The following is a 15,204-nucleotide window of genomic DNA, read 5'->3' as shown; positions in this document are numbered from 1 at the left end:
GTATACCCGGATTCGCCGTGAATGCGAATGCGCGATCCGCTTACGAGGCTTTCGTTCGCTTGGGGCGTGCCGGCACCTGCCCGATCACGATCCGGGTCTCCGGCCCGAGCCGCCGCAGCAGCCGGCGCAGGTCCGCGGGTCGCAAGGCCACACAGCCTTCGGTCGGCCGAAACCCCTCGCGGGCCACATGCAAAAAAATGGCCGAGCCGGCGCCGGGGCGGATCGGGCCGCGGTTGTGGTCGAGATCGAGCACGAGGTTGTAGAGTCCGTCGTCGCGCCACATCGCCTCGGCGCTGGTCGGGCTCGGCAGGCGGATCGGGCGGTTGTAGCGCCGGTCGGCTTTGGCGTCGCACCAGCCGTCGTCAGGCCGGATCGCCCGGAGCGGCAGAGGGCTCGCCGGCCGCACGCAAAACCGGTCCGGCCGAAAGAAGCCGCCGCGCAGGCGAAACACCCCGAGGGGCGAGGCGCCGTCGCCCTCGCGCTTGACCGCGCGGATGCCGGAGCGCCCGAGCGCGCAGGGGATCACCGCGGCGCCGGCCACCAGCCGCCCGAGCGTCGGCGCGCCGGGCAGCGGATGTACCCGCAGCCATGCCAGCGCCGCCGGGCGCGGCATTCCACCCGTATCCGGTCGGGTTCGCTTCATCTCCGGTTCATCCCGTGGTCGTACCGATCTGATTCCCGCGGACCGCGTCCATCGGTGCAGGATTGTGCGCTGCCGCGCAAAACAGATCGTCGAAAATGGCGAAAGTGCTGCATAAGCAGGCCTGCCGGATTTTCAGGGGACGGAAACGAACTAGATTCGGCCTGGGGCGAGGCTGCACGAGCGTTGCCCACGGTAGACCAAAGGCCAGATGCGCTCTGGCCGGCCTCCCGTCATGAATCACCCTTCGTCGCCTGCCTGAGCCGAGGGCTCGGTTACCGGATGAGCTTGCCGAAAGTCACGTCGTCGATGTCCAATCCTTACTGCCTCCTCGTCTGCGATGACGACGACGCCCTGCGCGAGGCATTGACGGAGCAGATCGACGCCTACGACGAATTCTCCGTCATCGGCGAGGCCAACGCCACGGCGGCGATGGCCCGCGTGGCCGAGGAGCGCATCGACCTCGTCGTGATGGATGTCGGCCTGCCCGACATGGACGGGCGCGAGGCCGTGCGCCTCATGCGCCGCAACGGCTATCGCGGTCCGATCATCGTGCTGACCGCCCAGGAATCCGACGACGACATGGTCGAGGGCCTGGAGGCGGGCGCCAACGACTACGTGGTCAAGCCGTTCAAGTTCGCGGTTCTCCTGGCCCGCATCCGCGTGCAGCTGCGCCAGCACGAGGCCTCCGAGGACGCGGTGTTCCGCATCGGCCCCTACACCTTCCGCCCCGGCGCCAAGCTCTTGGTCGGCGAGCGCGGCTCGAAGCTGAAGCTCACCGAGAAGGAGACCGCGATCCTGCGCTACCTCTACCGGGCGGGCCGCGAGGTGGTGGGGCGCGACACGCTGCTCGCCGAGGTGTGGGGCTACAATGCCCACGTCACCACCCACACCCTCGAGACGCACATCTACCGCCTGCGCCAGAAGATCGAGCCGAACCCGGCCACCGCCGCGATCCTCGTGACCGAGGGCGGAGGCTACAAGCTGTTGCCCTGATTCGACTTTTTATGGTCGATTGGCGGCGGCACGGAACAACCCGACACACGCGGTCGTCATTCCGGGGCGCCGAAGGCGAACCCGGAATCCACGACCGGCCGCGCCGGTTACCGTTCCGCCGCGCATCTCGGGTGGATTCCGGGTTCCGCTGCGCGGCCCCGGAATGACGGCGCTTGGCTTGGAAGGGCAGGCCGTTCGGCATCATCGCCCCGCGAAGCCCTCATGCCGCGGCGTATCGCATCCGGCCTCGATCCGCTAAGCTTCACCAGACCGTGAGAGGACGATCCGAAGGGCGGGACAGGCGTTGGGGCTCGACGACGACATCGCGATCCTGGCCGCCGCCCCGGTGTTCGAGCTGTTCGAGCGCGACGCCCTGCGCCTCCTGAGCTTCGCCGGGGACCGGCGCCAACTCGACGAGGGCGAGTTGCTGTTCTCCCGCGGCGAGCCTTCCGACGGCGGCTACGTCGTGATGTCCGGCCTCGTCGCGGTCGAGTCCCGCCGTACGGGTGAGCCGCCCGTCACGGTCGCCCGCTCCGGCCTGATCGGGCGCAACGCCCTGTTCCGCCCGGTCGAGCGCCCGGCCGACGCCCGCGCCGTCGAGCCCGCGGAGGTGATGCGCCTGACGCCCTCCGTGATGAGCCGCGTGCTGCGCGAGTTCCCCGACGTCGCCGCCATGGTCCATGACGGCATCGCCGGAGAACTGCGCGATCTCGTCCAGGGGTTTTCGCGCGTCGGCGAGCGGCTGAAGACACCCGCGCCGCGTGGGCGGTGAGGGCGGACCGGCGGCAGCACCGGATGGCCGGGCGCGAAGAGCGCCCCGCGCAGCGGCCTCGGCTGCGCCGAGGCGTCGAGCGGAGCGATAGCCAAAGCCGCGGACGCGGCTGCCGGCGCTTGAGGCCAAGACTTGAGGCCAAGAAAGGAAGCAGGGCGATCGCCCTGCGAGCGGTGACAGACGAGGGCAGCTTTTGTAAGCACGCCCGATCCTTCACGCCGCGAACTGCCGGAACCCGACGATGTCCCAAGCTACCTCTCATTCGGATCTCGAAAAGACCATCGAAGCCGCCTGGGAGGACCGTGCCAACGTCTCGACCGCCACCGGCGGCGCGGTGCGCGAGGCGGTGGAGGAGGCGCTGAACCTGCTCGACTCGGGCAAGGCCCGCGTCGCCGAGAAGGCCGGCGAGTCCTGGCAGGTGAACCAGTGGCTCAAGAAGGCGGTGCTGCTGTCCTTCCGTCTCAACGACATGGTGCCGATCGAGGGCGGCCCCGGCTCGTCGCCGTGGTGGGACAAGGTGCCCTCGAAGTTCTCCGGCTGGGGCGAGGCCGAGTTCCGCGGCGCCGGCTTTCGCGCCGTGCCGGGCTGCTTCGTGCGCCGCGGCTCCTACATCGCGCCGGGCGCGGTGCTGATGCCGAGCTTCATCAACCTCGGCGCCCATGTCGGCGAGGGCACCATGGTCGACACCTGGGTGACGATCGGCTCCTGTGCCCAGGTCGGCAAGAACTGCCACATCTCCGGCGGCGCCGGCATCGCGGGCGTGCTGGAGCCGCTCCAGGCCAACCCGGTCATCATCGAGGACAATTGCTTCGTCGGCGCCCGCGCCGAGGTGGCCGAGGGCGTCATCGTCGGCGAGGGCTCGGTCCTGTCGATGGGCGTCTATATCGGCGCCTCGACCCGCATCATCGACCGCACCACCGGCGAGACCTTCTACGGCCGCGTGCCGCCGTATTCCGTGGTGGTGTCGGGCACGACGCCAGGCAAGCCGCTCCCCGACGGCACCCCGGGTCCCGGCCTCTACTGCGCCGTCATCGTCAAGCGCGTCGATGCCGGCACTCGCGCCAAGACCGGCATCAACGAGCTGCTGCGGACCTGATGCGCGGCGCGGCGTGCGGGAATTTTTCCGCACGCCCACAATCTCGTCGAAGCGCTCCGTCCGGCCCCCTTCGGCCGGAGCGGTAGGATGCGAGCGGACCGATCGGGGAAGCAGGCATGACGGAATTCGGCGAGCGACCGATCCGGGCGGCCAAGGAGGCCGTTGCCATCGCGAGCGGCGGGGCCGATCCGAAAACCGACATCGTCCACGCCCCGCCGAGGATCGTTCGGAAACCCCAAAAGTCCGCTTGAGCACGGTGACGACCCTGTCGCGCGATCAGCCTCTGACCACCCGCATCCTCGATCTCACCGTCGCGGGCCATCTCGTCCCGACGCCCTGCCTGGAGATCGGCAAGGGGCCCGCAGTCCTGCTGCTGCCGGCGCTTTCCTCGATCTCGGCGCGGGAGGAGATGCGGCCGCTCGCCCGTGAACTCTCCGCGGACCATCGCTGCCTCGTGCCGGACTGGCCGGGCTTCGGCGCCCAGGCCCGCGCCCGCGTGCCGCTGGAGCCCGCGACCTACCACGCCTTCCTCGATGCGCTGCTCGCCACCGCCCCCGGCCCCTACGCGCTGGCGATCGCGGCGGGCCACGCCGCGCCCTATCTCATGGCGGCGGCGCGGCGACATCCCAAAGCCTTCGGGCGGCTGGTGCTGGTGGCGCCGACCTGGCGCGGGCCGCTGCCGACCGCGATGGGGCCGCAGCGCGCCCACTGGTTCGGGCGCATCCGCCGGGCCGTCGAGATGCCGCTCGTGGGGGAAGCGCTCTACCGCATCAACATCAGCCCGCCGATCATCGGCCGGATGATGCGCGCCCACGTCTACGCGGAGGCCGCCCACGTGACGCCCGAGGTGATCCGGGCCAAGCACCGCATCACCCGCCAGACCGGCGGGCGCTTCGGCACCGCCGCCTTCGTCACCGGCGGGCTCGATCCCGTCGGCACCCGCGAGGAGTTCTTGGACCTGTTCGGCCCCGATCTGCCCCCGGTGCGGGTGCTGCGGCCCGAGCGGGCGCCGCGGCGCTCGGGGGCCGAGATGGACGCGCTGATCGAGACGGGGCGGGTCGAGGCCCGCACGGTGCCCGGCGCGCTGAGCCCGCACGAGGAGTTTTCGAGCGAGGTCGCCGCCGCGATCCGGAGCTGAACCCTCGGCCCATCGCAACAGCAGGGACGCGCTGTCAGGCAATCGCCCGTTGAAGGACTGTGACACGACTGTCGTACGGTCATCATAGAGAGGCCCGGATTCGATCAGGATCCGAATTCTCAAGAGTGCCTCGTCCGATGCTCCGCCCGCCGGTCCGCCTCGCCGCCCTGCTGACCGTCCTGCTGGCCACGCCTTTGGCCGCACAGACCGAGGCGCTGCCGCAACCGGCCCCGCCGCCGGAGACATCCGCGCCCTCGCTCGACAAGGACCGGCTGAACCCGGCCGCGACCGGCCCGAAGGCCTATCTCAGCGAGGAGACGGCGCCGAGCCTCGTCGCGATCCTGCCGCCGCCGCCCGGCGGCCACTCGGTGGCGGAGGCCGCCGACCGGGCGGCCTTCAACGCGACCCGGGCCTACCAGGGCACGCCGCGCTGGGCGCTCGCCACCGACGACGTCGCCGAGGGCGGCGCGGCTTTGCTCGAAGACTACGCCTGCGTGCTGGGCCAACGGCTCGACCAGACCCGCGTGCCCGACCTGATGCGCCTGCTCGACCGGGCGCGCCTCGACATCGCGCGGGCCACCCGCGAGGCCAAGCGCCGCTACCGCCGCCTGCGGCCCTTCGTCGGCAACGAGGCGCCGATCTGCGTGGTCCGCTCGCCCGAACTCGCCGACAGCTACAGCTACCCCTCGGGCCATGCCGGCCAGGGCTGGGCCTACGGCCTGATCATGGCCAACCTCATCCCCGAGAAGGCGACGCCGCTCCTCGTGCGCAGCCGGCTCTACGGCGAGAGCCGGGTGATCTGCGGCGTCCACTGGCTGAGCGACGTGGTGGCGGCCCGCACCGGCGCCTCGGCCCTCGTCGCGGTGCTGCTGGCCGATGCGGGCTTCCGCGCCGACCTCGAAAAGGCCCGGGCCGACCTGAAGCGGGCGCTCGGCGCGGGCGGCCCCAAGCCCGATCCGGCGATCTGCGCCCGCGAGGACGCCGCCGCCCGCCAGCCCTTGCTCTGAAAGGGGACGGGGACGCAGGATTCTGCTAAGGCGCGCCCGCCCGAAGTACGGGCGCGACGGCAGCCGGCGTGGACCCGCCTCCCTCTGACCCCCTCGACCCTTCCAACTCAGAAAGAACTCGACACTGCCCTGGAGGGAGCCTTCGCCCCCTTCTCCGGCCGGCTGCGCCTCGATCCCGATGCGGCCGCGCTGACGCTCGGTGAGCAGGCCGCCTGCGGTGGACTGTCGGATGCGCTCGCCACCTTCGCCGACGCGCATCCCGGCGGCGAGCGGCGGGCGGTGGCCTCGCTGTGGAGCGCCTACCTGTTCGCCGGGCTGATCGCGCCGGGCCTCGCCGCGGGGGCGCGGCTCGGTCTGGCGCTGCCGCCGGAGCGGTTCAGCCTCGCCGCCGCGACCGGCCTGCCCGACGCCTTCCATCTCGCGCCCGAACTGCCGTTCCCGGCCGCGCTGCCGGCTCAGGTCGATCGCCTGCTCACCGAATGCGTCGCCCCGGCGGTGCGGTGCCTGCGGGCCGAGACCGGGCTGTCGGTGCGGCTCCTATGGGAGAATGCGGGCGGGCACCTGTTCTGGACGCTGTCGACGCTCGCCCACGAGGCGCCGGAGCGGGCCGGCGAGGTGCGGGAGGCCTTGCGGGCCCTGCGCTGGCCGCAGGAGGCCTGTTCGGCCCTCACCCTGATGCGCGCCGACGCGCTGGCCGGCCTCGACGCGCCCCGCCGCCGGGTCTGCTGCCTGCGCCACGCGCTCCCCGGCTTTCCGAAATGCGCCGGCATCTGCCCCTTGCTGCGGGGCGAGAAGGGCGGCTGAGCGCCGCCCCGACCGTCAGGCCGTCCCGGTCCGCTTCTTCCGCCGCCGCCGGGCCAGCATGTTGAGCCCTTCCACGCCCGCCGAGAACGCCATGGCGGTGTAGATGTAGCCCTTCGGCACATGCGCCCCGAACCCTTCCGCGATCAGCGTCATGCCGATCATGATGAGGAAGCCGAGCGCCAGCATCACCACCGTGGGGTTGGCCGCGATGAAGCGCGAGAGCGGGTCGGCGGCGATCAGCATCACGGTCACCGCGGTGACGACGGCGATCACCATGATCGGCACGTGCTCGGTCATGCCGACCGCCGTGATGATCGAATCGATCGAGAACACGAGGTCGAGCACGAGGATCTGGCCGATCGCCGCGGTGAAGCCGAGCCCGGCTCCGCCCCCGACCTTCTCCTCCGGGTTCGGATCGACGGTGTGGTGGATCTCCTTGGTGGCCTTCCAGAGCAGGAACAGGCCGCCTGCGATCAGGATGAGGTCGCGCCAGGAGAAACCCTTGCCGAACACCTCGAACACCGGCTCGGTCAGGTGGACGATCCAGGCGACCGTGCCGAGCAGCGCCAGCCGCAGGATCAGGGCCAGCCCGATGCCGATGCGGCGTGCCTTGGCCTGCTGCTCGGCCGGCAGCTTGTTGGTGATGATCGAGATGAAGATCAGGTTGTCGATCCCGAGCACCACCTCCATCACCACGAGGGTGGCGAGTGCGGCCCAGGCGGTCGGGTCGCTGGCGAGTTGGAGCAGGCTGTCCACGGCAGGCACGTCCGGGGTTAAAGCTTGAAGGGGAGGGGGATGCGGTTGGCGCCCGTCTCGATCGGCGGAGCGAGCACGCGCACCGCCTTCGGCACCACCTTGAAGTGGGCCGGCGTCCAGGTGGTCAGCTCGCCGTCGGTGTTCACGGCGCGCGGCTTGCGGGTGGTGAGCTTGAGTTCGGTCGTCTCGAAGGTGCGCACGTCCTCGGCCTGCCCGTGGGTGCCGCGGCGGAGCGCCGGCAGCAGCGCGACCAGCCGCCACCAGTGATCGACCTCCAGGCTGTAGAAATCGAGCTTGCCGTCATCGACGGTGGCGTCCTCCTGCACGGTCATGCCGCCGCCGTAATGGCGCCCGTTGCCGACCGAGGCCTGGATCGTCGTGACCTTTTCCGTCGTGCCGTCGTGCTCGATCGTCACGGTGAAGGGGCGGGCGCGACGCAGCAGCCGGAAGGCCGCGATGGCGTAGCCCACCGTGCCCCACTTCTTCTTGGCCTCCGCGGTCAGTTCGCCCGCCAGATCCGCGGAGAAGCCGATGCTCGCCACGTTGAAGTAGTAGTGCCCGTTGACCCATCCGAGATCGATCGCCTTCTCGGGCGCCGTCGGGATGATTTTTGCCGCCGCCTCCGCCTCCAGCGGCAGGCCGAGGGAGCGGGCGAGATCGTTGGCGGTGCCGAGCGGCAGGATGCCGAAGGGCAGGCCGGTCTCGACCAGCGCGGGCGCCGCCGCGTTCATGGTGCCGTCGCCGCCGCCGAGCACCACCAGATCGACCGACGGCGCGTGGCGCGTGATGGTCTCGTGGCAATCGCGGTTGGTCTCCGGCTCGATCAGTTCGAGCCCGCCCTCGCGCAGGATGTTGCGGATCGCGTCGAGGTCCGTCCCGCCGCTGCGGGCCTTGCCGTTGACGAGGAGGAGGGCGCGGCGCGACTTCTCGTCCGCCCGGCTCAAAGCGGACCTCCCGGCGCGTGCGGGAGGGGAGGGGGGCACAGGAAGGGCGCGGCCGGCAAGGAATCCTCGCACGCAGGGGCGCCGCGTCAGCGCTCGGGTCGCGGGCAGGGTCCGACATCGCGACCGACGCCTCGGCCGCCAGAGGGGCCCGGACCCGTCTCTGGAAAACCCGCGGTGCCGGAGGGCACGTCCGCAGGGCTACGCTCGCGCTGAAGGTGGGGGCTTCGCAGGCGAGGGCAAGGGGCGGGGCTTTTTCCCGGTCTCAGACGATCCCGAGAGCAGCGGCGCCACCCGCCTTCGCCTCAGGTCTCGCTCTCGTTATCGAGATCGGCGAGCGCGGCATCGAGAAAGGCATGCAAGCCGGGATCGGCGGCATCCGCCGCCGCGACCGCCTGCGACTGGCGGCGGCATTCCTCACTGACGACCGGCCGCTGCCTATCGAGAGCCTCGATCTGGACGGGCTGCTGGACACGCTCGCGGTTCGGTGTGGTCATGCGAGGCTCCGGATAGTTGTTTCCGCGAAAAAGACAGGCATGGACAGGGTCCGTCAACCGGATTGGTCGTCCAGCCCGCCGTCACCTTTCAGCCACAGTCACCCGCCGTCGCATCCGCCTGCCGGATTGGAGGGAACCGCCGGCATGAGCCTGCGCGTTTTACCCGGTCGCGCCCGACCGATCGGTGATGCCATGCGCCCATTCCTCGCCACGACCGCCCTCGCGCTCCTCGCCCTGTCGCTGCCGGCGGTCGCCCAGCAGGGGGCCGGCTGGGTCGATCCGCCGGCCAAGGCGGCCGAGACGCCGAAGACCAAGCCCGCCGAGCCTGCCCCGGCGCCGCAGCCCGAAGCCGCCGCTCCGGCGCGGCGCGAGACGCGCTCCGCCACGGTGGACGAACCTCAGGCCGCGCAAAGATCGGCCCGCGGCACCCGCCGTGCGGGCGAGGAGCGGCAGGCCCGGCGCCAAGCCGCGCGCGAGGCCGCCGCCCGCGAATCCGGGGCGAGGGCGACGCGCTCGGCCCGCGTGGCGCCGCCGGTCTTCACGGCGCCGCGGGAGGCACCGGCTATGGCCCGGTCCGAGCCCGATCCGCGCTTCTCCGAATGGGCCGGTACGGCCCAGCGCCTGAGCGAGGCCTATCTCGACAGCGTGTCGAGCCCCGGCGACGGCATGGCGACCGCCGCGCCGCGCTTCTACGGGTCGCAGGTCCGCTTCCACGGCCGGATGATGTCGTTGTCCGCGCTGATGGCGGAGAAGCGGCGTTTCGCCCGGCGTTGGCCCGAGCGGCGCTACGAGCCGGAAGGTGAGCCGCGGGTCTCGTGCAACGCGGCGACCCAGAGCTGCCTCGTGCGCACGGTCCACGCATTCAGCGCCGGGAGCCCCGGCCGCGGCGCCCGCTCCCAAGGCGTGGCCGAGCTGATGCTGACCGTGAGCTTCGCCAATGGCCGCCCGATCATCGTCGAGGAGACCAGCCGCGTGCTGCGCCGTGGCGGCCTCAGCGCCTCCATCGGCGGGCGGGGCGGCGCCTGATCCCTGCCGTTCCGCACTCCGTGCCCTGTTGTGCTAGGAGGAGGCGCAAGGCCGAAACAGACCCAAAGAAGCGTCCTGGATCAAAGATCCAGGACGCTTCTTTGGGTTCGTGTGTCGCATCGGCTGTTCCGAAAGCCGGCGACCACCTTTCGGGCCGATGCTAGAGACGGAGTGACCCGCGCGTGAAAGGATCGGCAAAGGCCGCGGTGAAGAGCGGGGCGGAGGCTGCGCCTGCCCCCGAAGTGCCGGTCTCCGAGGACGATCTGCGCATCCGCGGGCTCATCCTGGCCGAACTCGACCGCCGCCGGGTGCGGCCGGTGGCGCGGCGCACGCTGGCGCTGATCGCCGAGGGCTTCGTCGAGCCCGCCGAAGGCCTGCCCGGCTACCGCATCGTCGATCGCACCGGCGCGGTGCGTCGGCGCGGCGAGGAGGCCGGGACCGGCACGCCCCTCACGATCCACGACCTCATCGACGAGTTGGCCGAGCAACATTCGGCCCTGATGCTCCCCGCGCTCCCGCCGCAGGCGCCGCCGGAGCCGGCCCGCGATCCCATCGCCGACGTGCGGGCGGCGGGCGCCCGCTTCGTCGAGACGCAATCGGCCCTGGCGCGCTCGCTCGCCAGCACCTCGGCCGAGCGCAGCCGGGCGATCGCCAGCGCCGCGAGCGAGACCGTGGAGGGCTGGCGCCATCGCCTCGCCGAGCGTCTGCGCGCCAGACCCCGCCCGGCTCCCGCCGCGACGGTGACGCCGCGCACCATCGACGGGCCGACCGCGCCGCAACCGGCGCTCGGCGCGCGGTTCGCGACCGTTGGCACCAGCCTGGGCGGCGGCCTGCGTACCGTCTCGACCCGCTCCGGCGCGGCGGCGTCGCGGCTGCGCGACGTGGTCGAGGACGGGCTCGCGGCAGGCAGCCGCCGCCCGGTGGTGCTCATGGGCCTCGGCGCGCTGGCGGGCGCGGCGCTGGTGGCCGGCCTCGCCCTCACCGGACGCGACGACGGCGGCGGCGAAACCCGGACCGAGCGGCAGGAGGCGCGCAACGACGCGCCGCAGGCCGAGCCGACCGCGCCCGAGGCCAACCCTACGGCCCCGCAAGGCAACACCGACACGCCCCCGCCCGAGACCGACCAGCGTCCACCCGAGCCGCGGCGCAACCCCAACGCCGTCGAGGGCAATGCGGAGGTGATCGACACCGCGACCCTGCGGGTCGGCGGCAAGCTCGTGCGCCTGTTCGGGGTCGAGTGGGTCCGCGGCGGGCAGGCCGACGAGCTGTCGAAGTACCTGCGCGGCCGGTCCGTCACCTGCCTGCCCGCGGCCGGCAGCAGCGCCCATGTCTGCACCGTGGAGGGGCGCGACCTGTCGGAAGTCGTGCTGTTCAACGGCGGCGGGCGCGCCTCGTCGGAGGCCTCGCCCGAACTCGTCGCCGCCGAGGACCATGCCCGCACCGAGCGGCTGGGGGTGTGGAAGAAGTGAGGCGCCACACGCAGGCCGGGCTATAGGCTAGACTGTACGCGGCGCACGATTCGCGCGGCGGATGGACAGCAAACCCCATGACCCTCTCGCTCGGCCTGAGCGCCTTCGCCGTCGTCCTCGCGCTGCTCGTCGTGGTGACGCTCGCCATCGGCATCCGCACGATCCCGCAAGGGCACGTCCACACCGTCGAGCGGTTCGGGCGCTACGACCGCTCGCTCGAATCCGGCCTCGGCCTGATCATCCCCTATGTCGAGCGGATCGGCCGGCGGGTGAACATCATGGAGCAGGTCGTCGAGGTGCCGAGCCAGGAGGCCTTCACCCGCGACAACGCGGGCGTGCGGATCGACGCGGTGGTGTTCTATCAGGTGCTCGACGCCGCGCGCGCCTCCTATGAGGTCTCGAACCTGCAGATGGCGCTGCTGACCCTAACCATGACCAACATCCGCACCGTGGTCGGCTCGATGGACCTCGACCAGCTCCTGTCCCACCGCGACGAGATCAACGAGCGGCTGCTGCGGGTGCTCGATGCGGCCGCCGCTCCCTGGGGCGTCAAGATGAACCGCGTCGAGATCAAGGACATCCTGCCGCCCGCGGATCTCGCCGGCGCCATGGCCCGCCAGATGAAGGCCGAGCGCGAGAAGCGCGCCTCGGTGCTGGAGGCCGAAGGCCAGCGCCAGGCCGAGATTTTACGCGCCGAAGGCCGCAAGCAATCGGCGATCCTGGAGGCGGAGGGCCGCCGCGAGGCCGCCTTCCGCGATGCCGAGGCGCGGGAGCGCGGCGCCGAGGCCGAGGCGAAGGCCACCGCCATGGTGAGCGAGGCGATCAGTCAGGGCGACCTCGCGGCGGCGAACTTTCTGGTGGCCGAAAAATACGTCGAGGCGATCCGCGCCATCGCCACCGCGCCGAACCAGCGCGTCGTGGTCGTGCCGATCGAGGCCTCCGCGCTCGCCGGCACGCTCGGCGGCATCGCCGAGATCACCCGCTCGGTCTTCGGCGATCCGGGCAGCGCCGCGGCCGGGCGCGCCGGGTTGCCGCCACGCGTGCCCGCCACGCCGCCGAAGGCCTGATTCCCGTGTTCGAAGCGCTCTCGCCCGCCTGGGCCTGGATCATCGCCGGGCTTGTGCTCGTGGGCGGCGAACTCGTGCTGCCGGGCGTCTTCCTCGTCTGGCTCGGCCTCGCCGCCGGGCTCACGGGGCTGATCGAGGCCGCCCTCGGCCTGCCCTGGCAGGGGCAGCTCGTGCTGTTCTCAGGGCTCTCCGTCGCCGCCGTGGTGCTGGCGAACCGCCTCAACCGGCAGCGGGCGCCGACCCTGAACCTCGGCGCCCACCGCCTGATCGGCCGCTCCTTCCGGCTGGAAGCCGCCATCCACGCGGGCGAGGGCCGCGCCCGCCTCGACGACACGCTCTGGCGCGTCGCCGGGCCCGACCTGCCCGCCGGAACGCCGGTGCGGGTGACGGGCGTCGAGGGGACGGTGCTGCGGGTGGCTCACGTCCCGCAGGAGGACGAGGCTTCGGGCACAGCGCACGTCTGAAGCAGGGTGCACCGGAACGGCAGAGCTGTACCTTGTGCGGTACGCATGCTATCGGTCGGGAGGCTTGAATGTCCCTGAAGCGCGTCCCGGCCATCTTCTTTCGGACGGAGGCCGGCAACGAACCCGTCAGGGATTGGCTCAAGGCGCTCGACCAAGCGGATCGCCGTCGAATCGGGGAAGACGTCAAGTTGACTGAGTACGGCTGGCCGATCGGAATGCCGACCTGTCGGCCGATGGGCGAGGGTTTGCACGAAGTCCGGTCCCGGATTTCGAACGGCCGGATCGCTCGGGTGCTGTTCTACATCGATGCACGGCAGCGGATGGTTCTGTTGCACGCCTTCATCAAGAAGTCCCAGGGCACGCCGTCCGAGGATTTGCGGCTCGCCAAAACCAACAAGCGCAAGCACGAGCAAGGCCTGTCATGACGCAGACGCCGTTTGACCACAGCGGATCGTCCTTCGACGACTTCCTGGCGGAGGAAGGGCTGCTCGAAGAGACCAAGGCCTCCGCCCTGAAGCGGGTGATCGCGTGGCACTTGGCGGAGGCGATGAAGGCGGAAGGACTCAGCAAGAAAGCCCTGGCCGAGCGCCTGGGCACCAGCCGCTCGCAGCTCGACCGCCTGCTCGATCCCGACAACCCGAACGTCCATCTGACGACCATCGCCCGCGCCGCCCGCGCGGTCGGCAAGCGGCTGCGGATCGAGATGATCGACGCAGTTTGATCGTGTCCTCAGCGGATGAGGTTGGTCTTCGCCAGATCCAGAATCGAATCGCCCCGCCCGCTCATCACCGCCTGGAGGGCGTAGAGGCTGAAGCCCTTCACCTGCTCGGCCTGGAGCTTGGGCGGCATGGCGAGTTCCTGGCGGTTCGTCACCACATCGAGCAGCGCCGGACCGGGATGCGAGAACACGTCGCGGATCGCGCCCTCCAAATCGCCGGGGTCCTCGACGCGGCGGGCGTGGATGCCGACCGCGCGGGCGAGTGCCGAGAAATCGGGGTTCTGAAGCTCGACGCCGGTCTCGAGATAGCCCGCCGCCTTCATCTCCAGCTCGACGAAGCCCAGCGTGCCGTTGTTGAAGATCACCACCTTCACCGGCAGCCGCTCCTGCGTCAGGGTGAGGATGTCGCCCATCAGCATCGCAAAACCGCCGTCGCCGGACAGCGAGATCACTTGGCGCCCCGGGCTCGCCGCCTGGATGCCGATGGCGTGGGGCAGGGCGTTGGCCATCGAGCCGTGCGCCCAGGAGCCGATCAGGCGCCGCCCGGCGGTCATGTGCAGGTAGCGCGCTGCCCACACCGTGGGCGTGCCGACGTCCGCCGTGAACACGGCATCCTCCGTCGCGGCCTCGCTGAGCAGGCGGGTGAGGTATTGCGGATGGATCGGCCGACGGCCGGGCTTGCCGGTGGCGAGATCGTCCAAATCCTCGCGGGCCTTGGCGTAGTGCTTGAGGCTGGCGTCGAGATGGCGGCGGCTGTCGTTGCCGGTGAGCCGCGGCAGCAGCGCCTCGATGGTGGCCGCCACGTCGCCGACGAGGCCGAGTTCGAGCCGGCAGCGGCGCCCCAGATTCTCCGGGCGGATGTCGACCTGGGCGATGCGGGCGTGCTCGGGATAGAACTGGCGATAGGGGAAATCGGTGCCGAGCATCAGCAGGGTTTCGCAGGCCTCCATCGCGGCATAGCCCGAGGAGAAGCCGATCAGCCCGGTCATGCCGACATCGTAGGGATTGTCGTGCTCGACATGCTCCTTGCCGCCGAGCGCATGGACGATCGGACTCTTCAGCCGCTCGGCCAACTGCATCAGCGGGGCATGCGCCCCGGCACAGCCGCGGCCGCACAGCAGCGTGATTTTTTTGGAGTTGTTGAGAAGGTCGGCCAATTGGTCGAGGTCGTCGGGCTGCGGGACGACGATCGGGGCGCGGGGCCGCAGCGTCGAGGCTGCCCCCAGCGTCCGCTCGGGCGCGGGCTTCAAGGCCACGGAGCCGGGGATGACGACGACGGCGACGCCCCGCTGACCCACCGCCGCACGGATCGCGGTCTCCAAGACGTTGGGCAACTGCGCCGGGTCGGAGACCAGCTCGCAGAAATGGCTGCAATCGCGAAACAGCTGCTCGGGCCGCGTCTCCTGAAAATAGTTCAGGCCGATCTCGGAAGAGGGGATGTGAGCGGCGATCGCCAGCACCGGGGTGCGGGTGCGGTGGGCGTCGTAGAGGCCGTTGATGAGGTGGAGGTTACCCGGCCCGCACGAGCCGGCGCAGACGGCGAGTTCGCCGGTGACCTGCGCCTCGCCCGCGGCGGCGAAGGCCGCGACCTCCTCGTGGCGGACATGGACCCACTCGATCACGTCGCGGGCCCGGATCGCCTCGGTGATCCCGTTCAAGCTGTCGCCGACGAGCCCGTAGACCCGCCGCACGCCCGCGAGCTGGAGCGTCTCGACGATGAGATCGGATACGTTGTCGGAGGCCATGGCCCGTCTCCCCGGTTGACCGCGGGCGGTCGATGCGGGCCAACGTCGGCGGGGCGCGATGGTTCGCG

At 71.1% G+C, this 15,204-nt stretch carries 17 protein-coding genes; 12 read left to right on the top strand and 5 right to left on the bottom strand.

Translation table 11 applies throughout. From position 1 onward, the window contains the following. Positions 1 to 40 precede the first annotated feature (40 nt). A complete protein-coding gene (locus tag ASG52_RS07350; RefSeq protein ID WP_082552414.1) occupies positions 41 to 643 on the bottom strand; it encodes a L,D-transpeptidase family protein in 603 nt (200 codons plus the stop codon). Positions 644 to 949: 306 nt separating this feature from the next. Between ASG52_RS07350 and ASG52_RS07345 the strand changes: the two genes are divergently transcribed. The 6 genes from ASG52_RS07345 (at position 950) to fhuF (ending at position 6,453) form a co-directional block, all read left to right on the top strand. Continuing rightward, positions 950 to 1,636: a response regulator transcription factor gene (locus ASG52_RS07345; protein WP_056241080.1), complete on the top strand. Its 687-nt coding sequence runs from the start codon at positions 950 to 952 to the stop codon at positions 1,634 to 1,636. A gap of 304 nt (positions 1,637 to 1,940) precedes the next feature. Then, positions 1,941 to 2,408: a Crp/Fnr family transcriptional regulator gene (locus tag ASG52_RS07340; RefSeq protein ID WP_056241077.1), complete on the top strand. Its 468-nt coding sequence runs from the start codon at positions 1,941 to 1,943 to the stop codon at positions 2,406 to 2,408. 241 nt (positions 2,409 to 2,649) lie between these two features. Beyond that, positions 2,650 to 3,504, top strand: a complete 855-nt coding sequence (gene dapD / locus ASG52_RS07335) for a 2,3,4,5-tetrahydropyridine-2,6-dicarboxylate N-succinyltransferase (RefSeq protein ID WP_056241075.1) — start codon at positions 2,650 to 2,652, stop codon at positions 3,502 to 3,504. Positions 3,505 to 3,751: 247 nt separating this feature from the next. Beyond that, entirely contained in the window at positions 3,752 to 4,642 is an 891-nt protein-coding gene (locus tag ASG52_RS07330; RefSeq protein ID WP_502691031.1) for an alpha/beta fold hydrolase, read from the top strand. 137 nt (positions 4,643 to 4,779) lie between these two features. Continuing rightward, a complete protein-coding gene (locus tag ASG52_RS07325) occupies positions 4,780 to 5,649 on the top strand; it encodes an acid phosphatase (RefSeq protein WP_286158970.1) in 870 nt (289 codons plus the stop codon). A gap of 279 nt (positions 5,650 to 5,928) precedes the next feature. Next, entirely contained in the window at positions 5,929 to 6,453 is a 525-nt protein-coding gene (gene fhuF / locus ASG52_RS07320) for a siderophore-iron reductase FhuF (protein WP_056241070.1), read from the top strand. 15 nt (positions 6,454 to 6,468) lie between these two features. Here the strand turns inward: fhuF and ASG52_RS07315 are convergent, their stop codons facing one another. From ASG52_RS07315 to ASG52_RS07305, 3 genes are all read right to left on the bottom strand, one after another. Continuing rightward, on the bottom strand, positions 6,469 to 7,209 hold the full coding sequence (locus ASG52_RS07315) for a TerC family protein (protein ID WP_056241068.1): 741 nt from the start codon (positions 7,207 to 7,209) through the stop codon (positions 6,469 to 6,471). 17 nt (positions 7,210 to 7,226) lie between these two features. Then, positions 7,227 to 8,153: a lipid kinase gene (locus ASG52_RS07310; protein ID WP_056241065.1), complete on the bottom strand. Its 927-nt coding sequence runs from the start codon at positions 8,151 to 8,153 to the stop codon at positions 7,227 to 7,229. A 302-nt stretch (positions 8,154 to 8,455) separates the two neighbouring features. Continuing rightward, positions 8,456 to 8,647 (bottom strand): antitoxin MazE-like protein, encoded by a 192-nt coding sequence (locus ASG52_RS07305; RefSeq protein ID WP_056241063.1) that lies wholly within the window; start codon positions 8,645 to 8,647, stop codon positions 8,456 to 8,458. Positions 8,648 to 8,839: 192 nt separating this feature from the next. Between ASG52_RS07305 and ASG52_RS07300 the strand changes: the two genes are divergently transcribed. The 6 genes from ASG52_RS07300 (at position 8,840) to ASG52_RS07275 (ending at position 13,394) form a co-directional block, all read left to right on the top strand. Then, on the top strand, positions 8,840 to 9,673 hold the full coding sequence (locus ASG52_RS07300; RefSeq protein WP_056241060.1) for a hypothetical protein: 834 nt from the start codon (positions 8,840 to 8,842) through the stop codon (positions 9,671 to 9,673). Between the two features lie 182 nt (positions 9,674 to 9,855). Then, positions 9,856 to 11,142: a thermonuclease family protein gene (locus ASG52_RS07295; RefSeq protein WP_056241057.1), complete on the top strand. Its 1,287-nt coding sequence runs from the start codon at positions 9,856 to 9,858 to the stop codon at positions 11,140 to 11,142. A 77-nt stretch (positions 11,143 to 11,219) separates the two neighbouring features. Then, positions 11,220 to 12,209 (top strand): SPFH domain-containing protein, encoded by a 990-nt coding sequence (locus ASG52_RS07290; RefSeq protein WP_056241053.1) that lies wholly within the window; start codon positions 11,220 to 11,222, stop codon positions 12,207 to 12,209. 5 nt (positions 12,210 to 12,214) lie between these two features. Next, positions 12,215 to 12,673, top strand: coding sequence for an NfeD family protein (locus tag ASG52_RS07285; RefSeq protein ID WP_286158969.1), 459 nt, complete (start codon positions 12,215 to 12,217; stop codon positions 12,671 to 12,673). Positions 12,674 to 12,741: 68 nt separating this feature from the next. Next, positions 12,742 to 13,098: a type II toxin-antitoxin system RelE/ParE family toxin gene (locus ASG52_RS07280; RefSeq protein WP_056241048.1), complete on the top strand. Its 357-nt coding sequence runs from the start codon at positions 12,742 to 12,744 to the stop codon at positions 13,096 to 13,098. After that, complete coding sequence (locus ASG52_RS07275; RefSeq protein WP_056241044.1) at positions 13,095 to 13,394, top strand: helix-turn-helix domain-containing protein; 300 nt, start codon at positions 13,095 to 13,097, stop codon at positions 13,392 to 13,394. Before ASG52_RS07280 ends, ASG52_RS07275 begins: the two co-directional genes overlap by 4 nt. An 8-nt stretch (positions 13,395 to 13,402) precedes the next feature. On the opposite strand, the gene poxB is transcribed toward ASG52_RS07275, so the two are convergent. After that, a complete protein-coding gene (gene poxB, locus ASG52_RS07270; protein WP_056241042.1) occupies positions 13,403 to 15,136 on the bottom strand; it encodes a ubiquinone-dependent pyruvate dehydrogenase in 1,734 nt (577 codons plus the stop codon). Positions 15,137 to 15,204: the final 68 nt, after the last annotated feature.

The organism is Methylobacterium sp. Leaf456 (assembly GCF_001425465.1).
Lineage (GTDB): Bacteria > Pseudomonadota > Alphaproteobacteria > Rhizobiales > Beijerinckiaceae > Methylobacterium.
The sequence above is the reverse complement of the archived record's forward strand: the minus strand, read 5'-3'. Positions and strand labels throughout refer to the sequence as shown.

What these genes read in the sequence shown, in the direction of transcription:
- ASG52_RS07305 (WP_056241063.1), bottom strand. Translation starts at nt 8,647, where the DNA reads ATGACCACACCGAACCGCGAGCGTGTCCAGCAGCCCGTCCAGATCGAG.
- poxB (WP_056241042.1), bottom strand. Translation starts at nt 15,136, where the DNA reads ATGGCCTCCGACAACGTATCCGATCTCATCGTCGAGACGCTCCAGCTC.
- dapD (WP_056241075.1), top strand. Translation starts at nt 2,650, where the DNA reads ATGTCCCAAGCTACCTCTCATTCGGATCTCGAAAAGACCATCGAAGCC.
- ASG52_RS07300 (WP_056241060.1), top strand. Translation starts at nt 8,840, where the DNA reads ATGCGCCCATTCCTCGCCACGACCGCCCTCGCGCTCCTCGCCCTGTCG.
- ASG52_RS07290 (WP_056241053.1), top strand. Translation starts at nt 11,220, where the DNA reads ATGACCCTCTCGCTCGGCCTGAGCGCCTTCGCCGTCGTCCTCGCGCTG.
- ASG52_RS07325 (WP_286158970.1), top strand. Translation starts at nt 4,780, where the DNA reads ATGCTCCGCCCGCCGGTCCGCCTCGCCGCCCTGCTGACCGTCCTGCTG.
- ASG52_RS07350 (WP_082552414.1), bottom strand. Translation starts at nt 643, where the DNA reads ATGAAGCGAACCCGACCGGATACGGGTGGAATGCCGCGCCCGGCGGCG.
- ASG52_RS07280 (WP_056241048.1), top strand. Translation starts at nt 12,742, where the DNA reads ATGTCCCTGAAGCGCGTCCCGGCCATCTTCTTTCGGACGGAGGCCGGC.
- ASG52_RS07275 (WP_056241044.1), top strand. Translation starts at nt 13,095, where the DNA reads ATGACGCAGACGCCGTTTGACCACAGCGGATCGTCCTTCGACGACTTC.
- ASG52_RS07345 (WP_056241080.1), top strand. Translation starts at nt 950, where the DNA reads ATGTCCAATCCTTACTGCCTCCTCGTCTGCGATGACGACGACGCCCTG.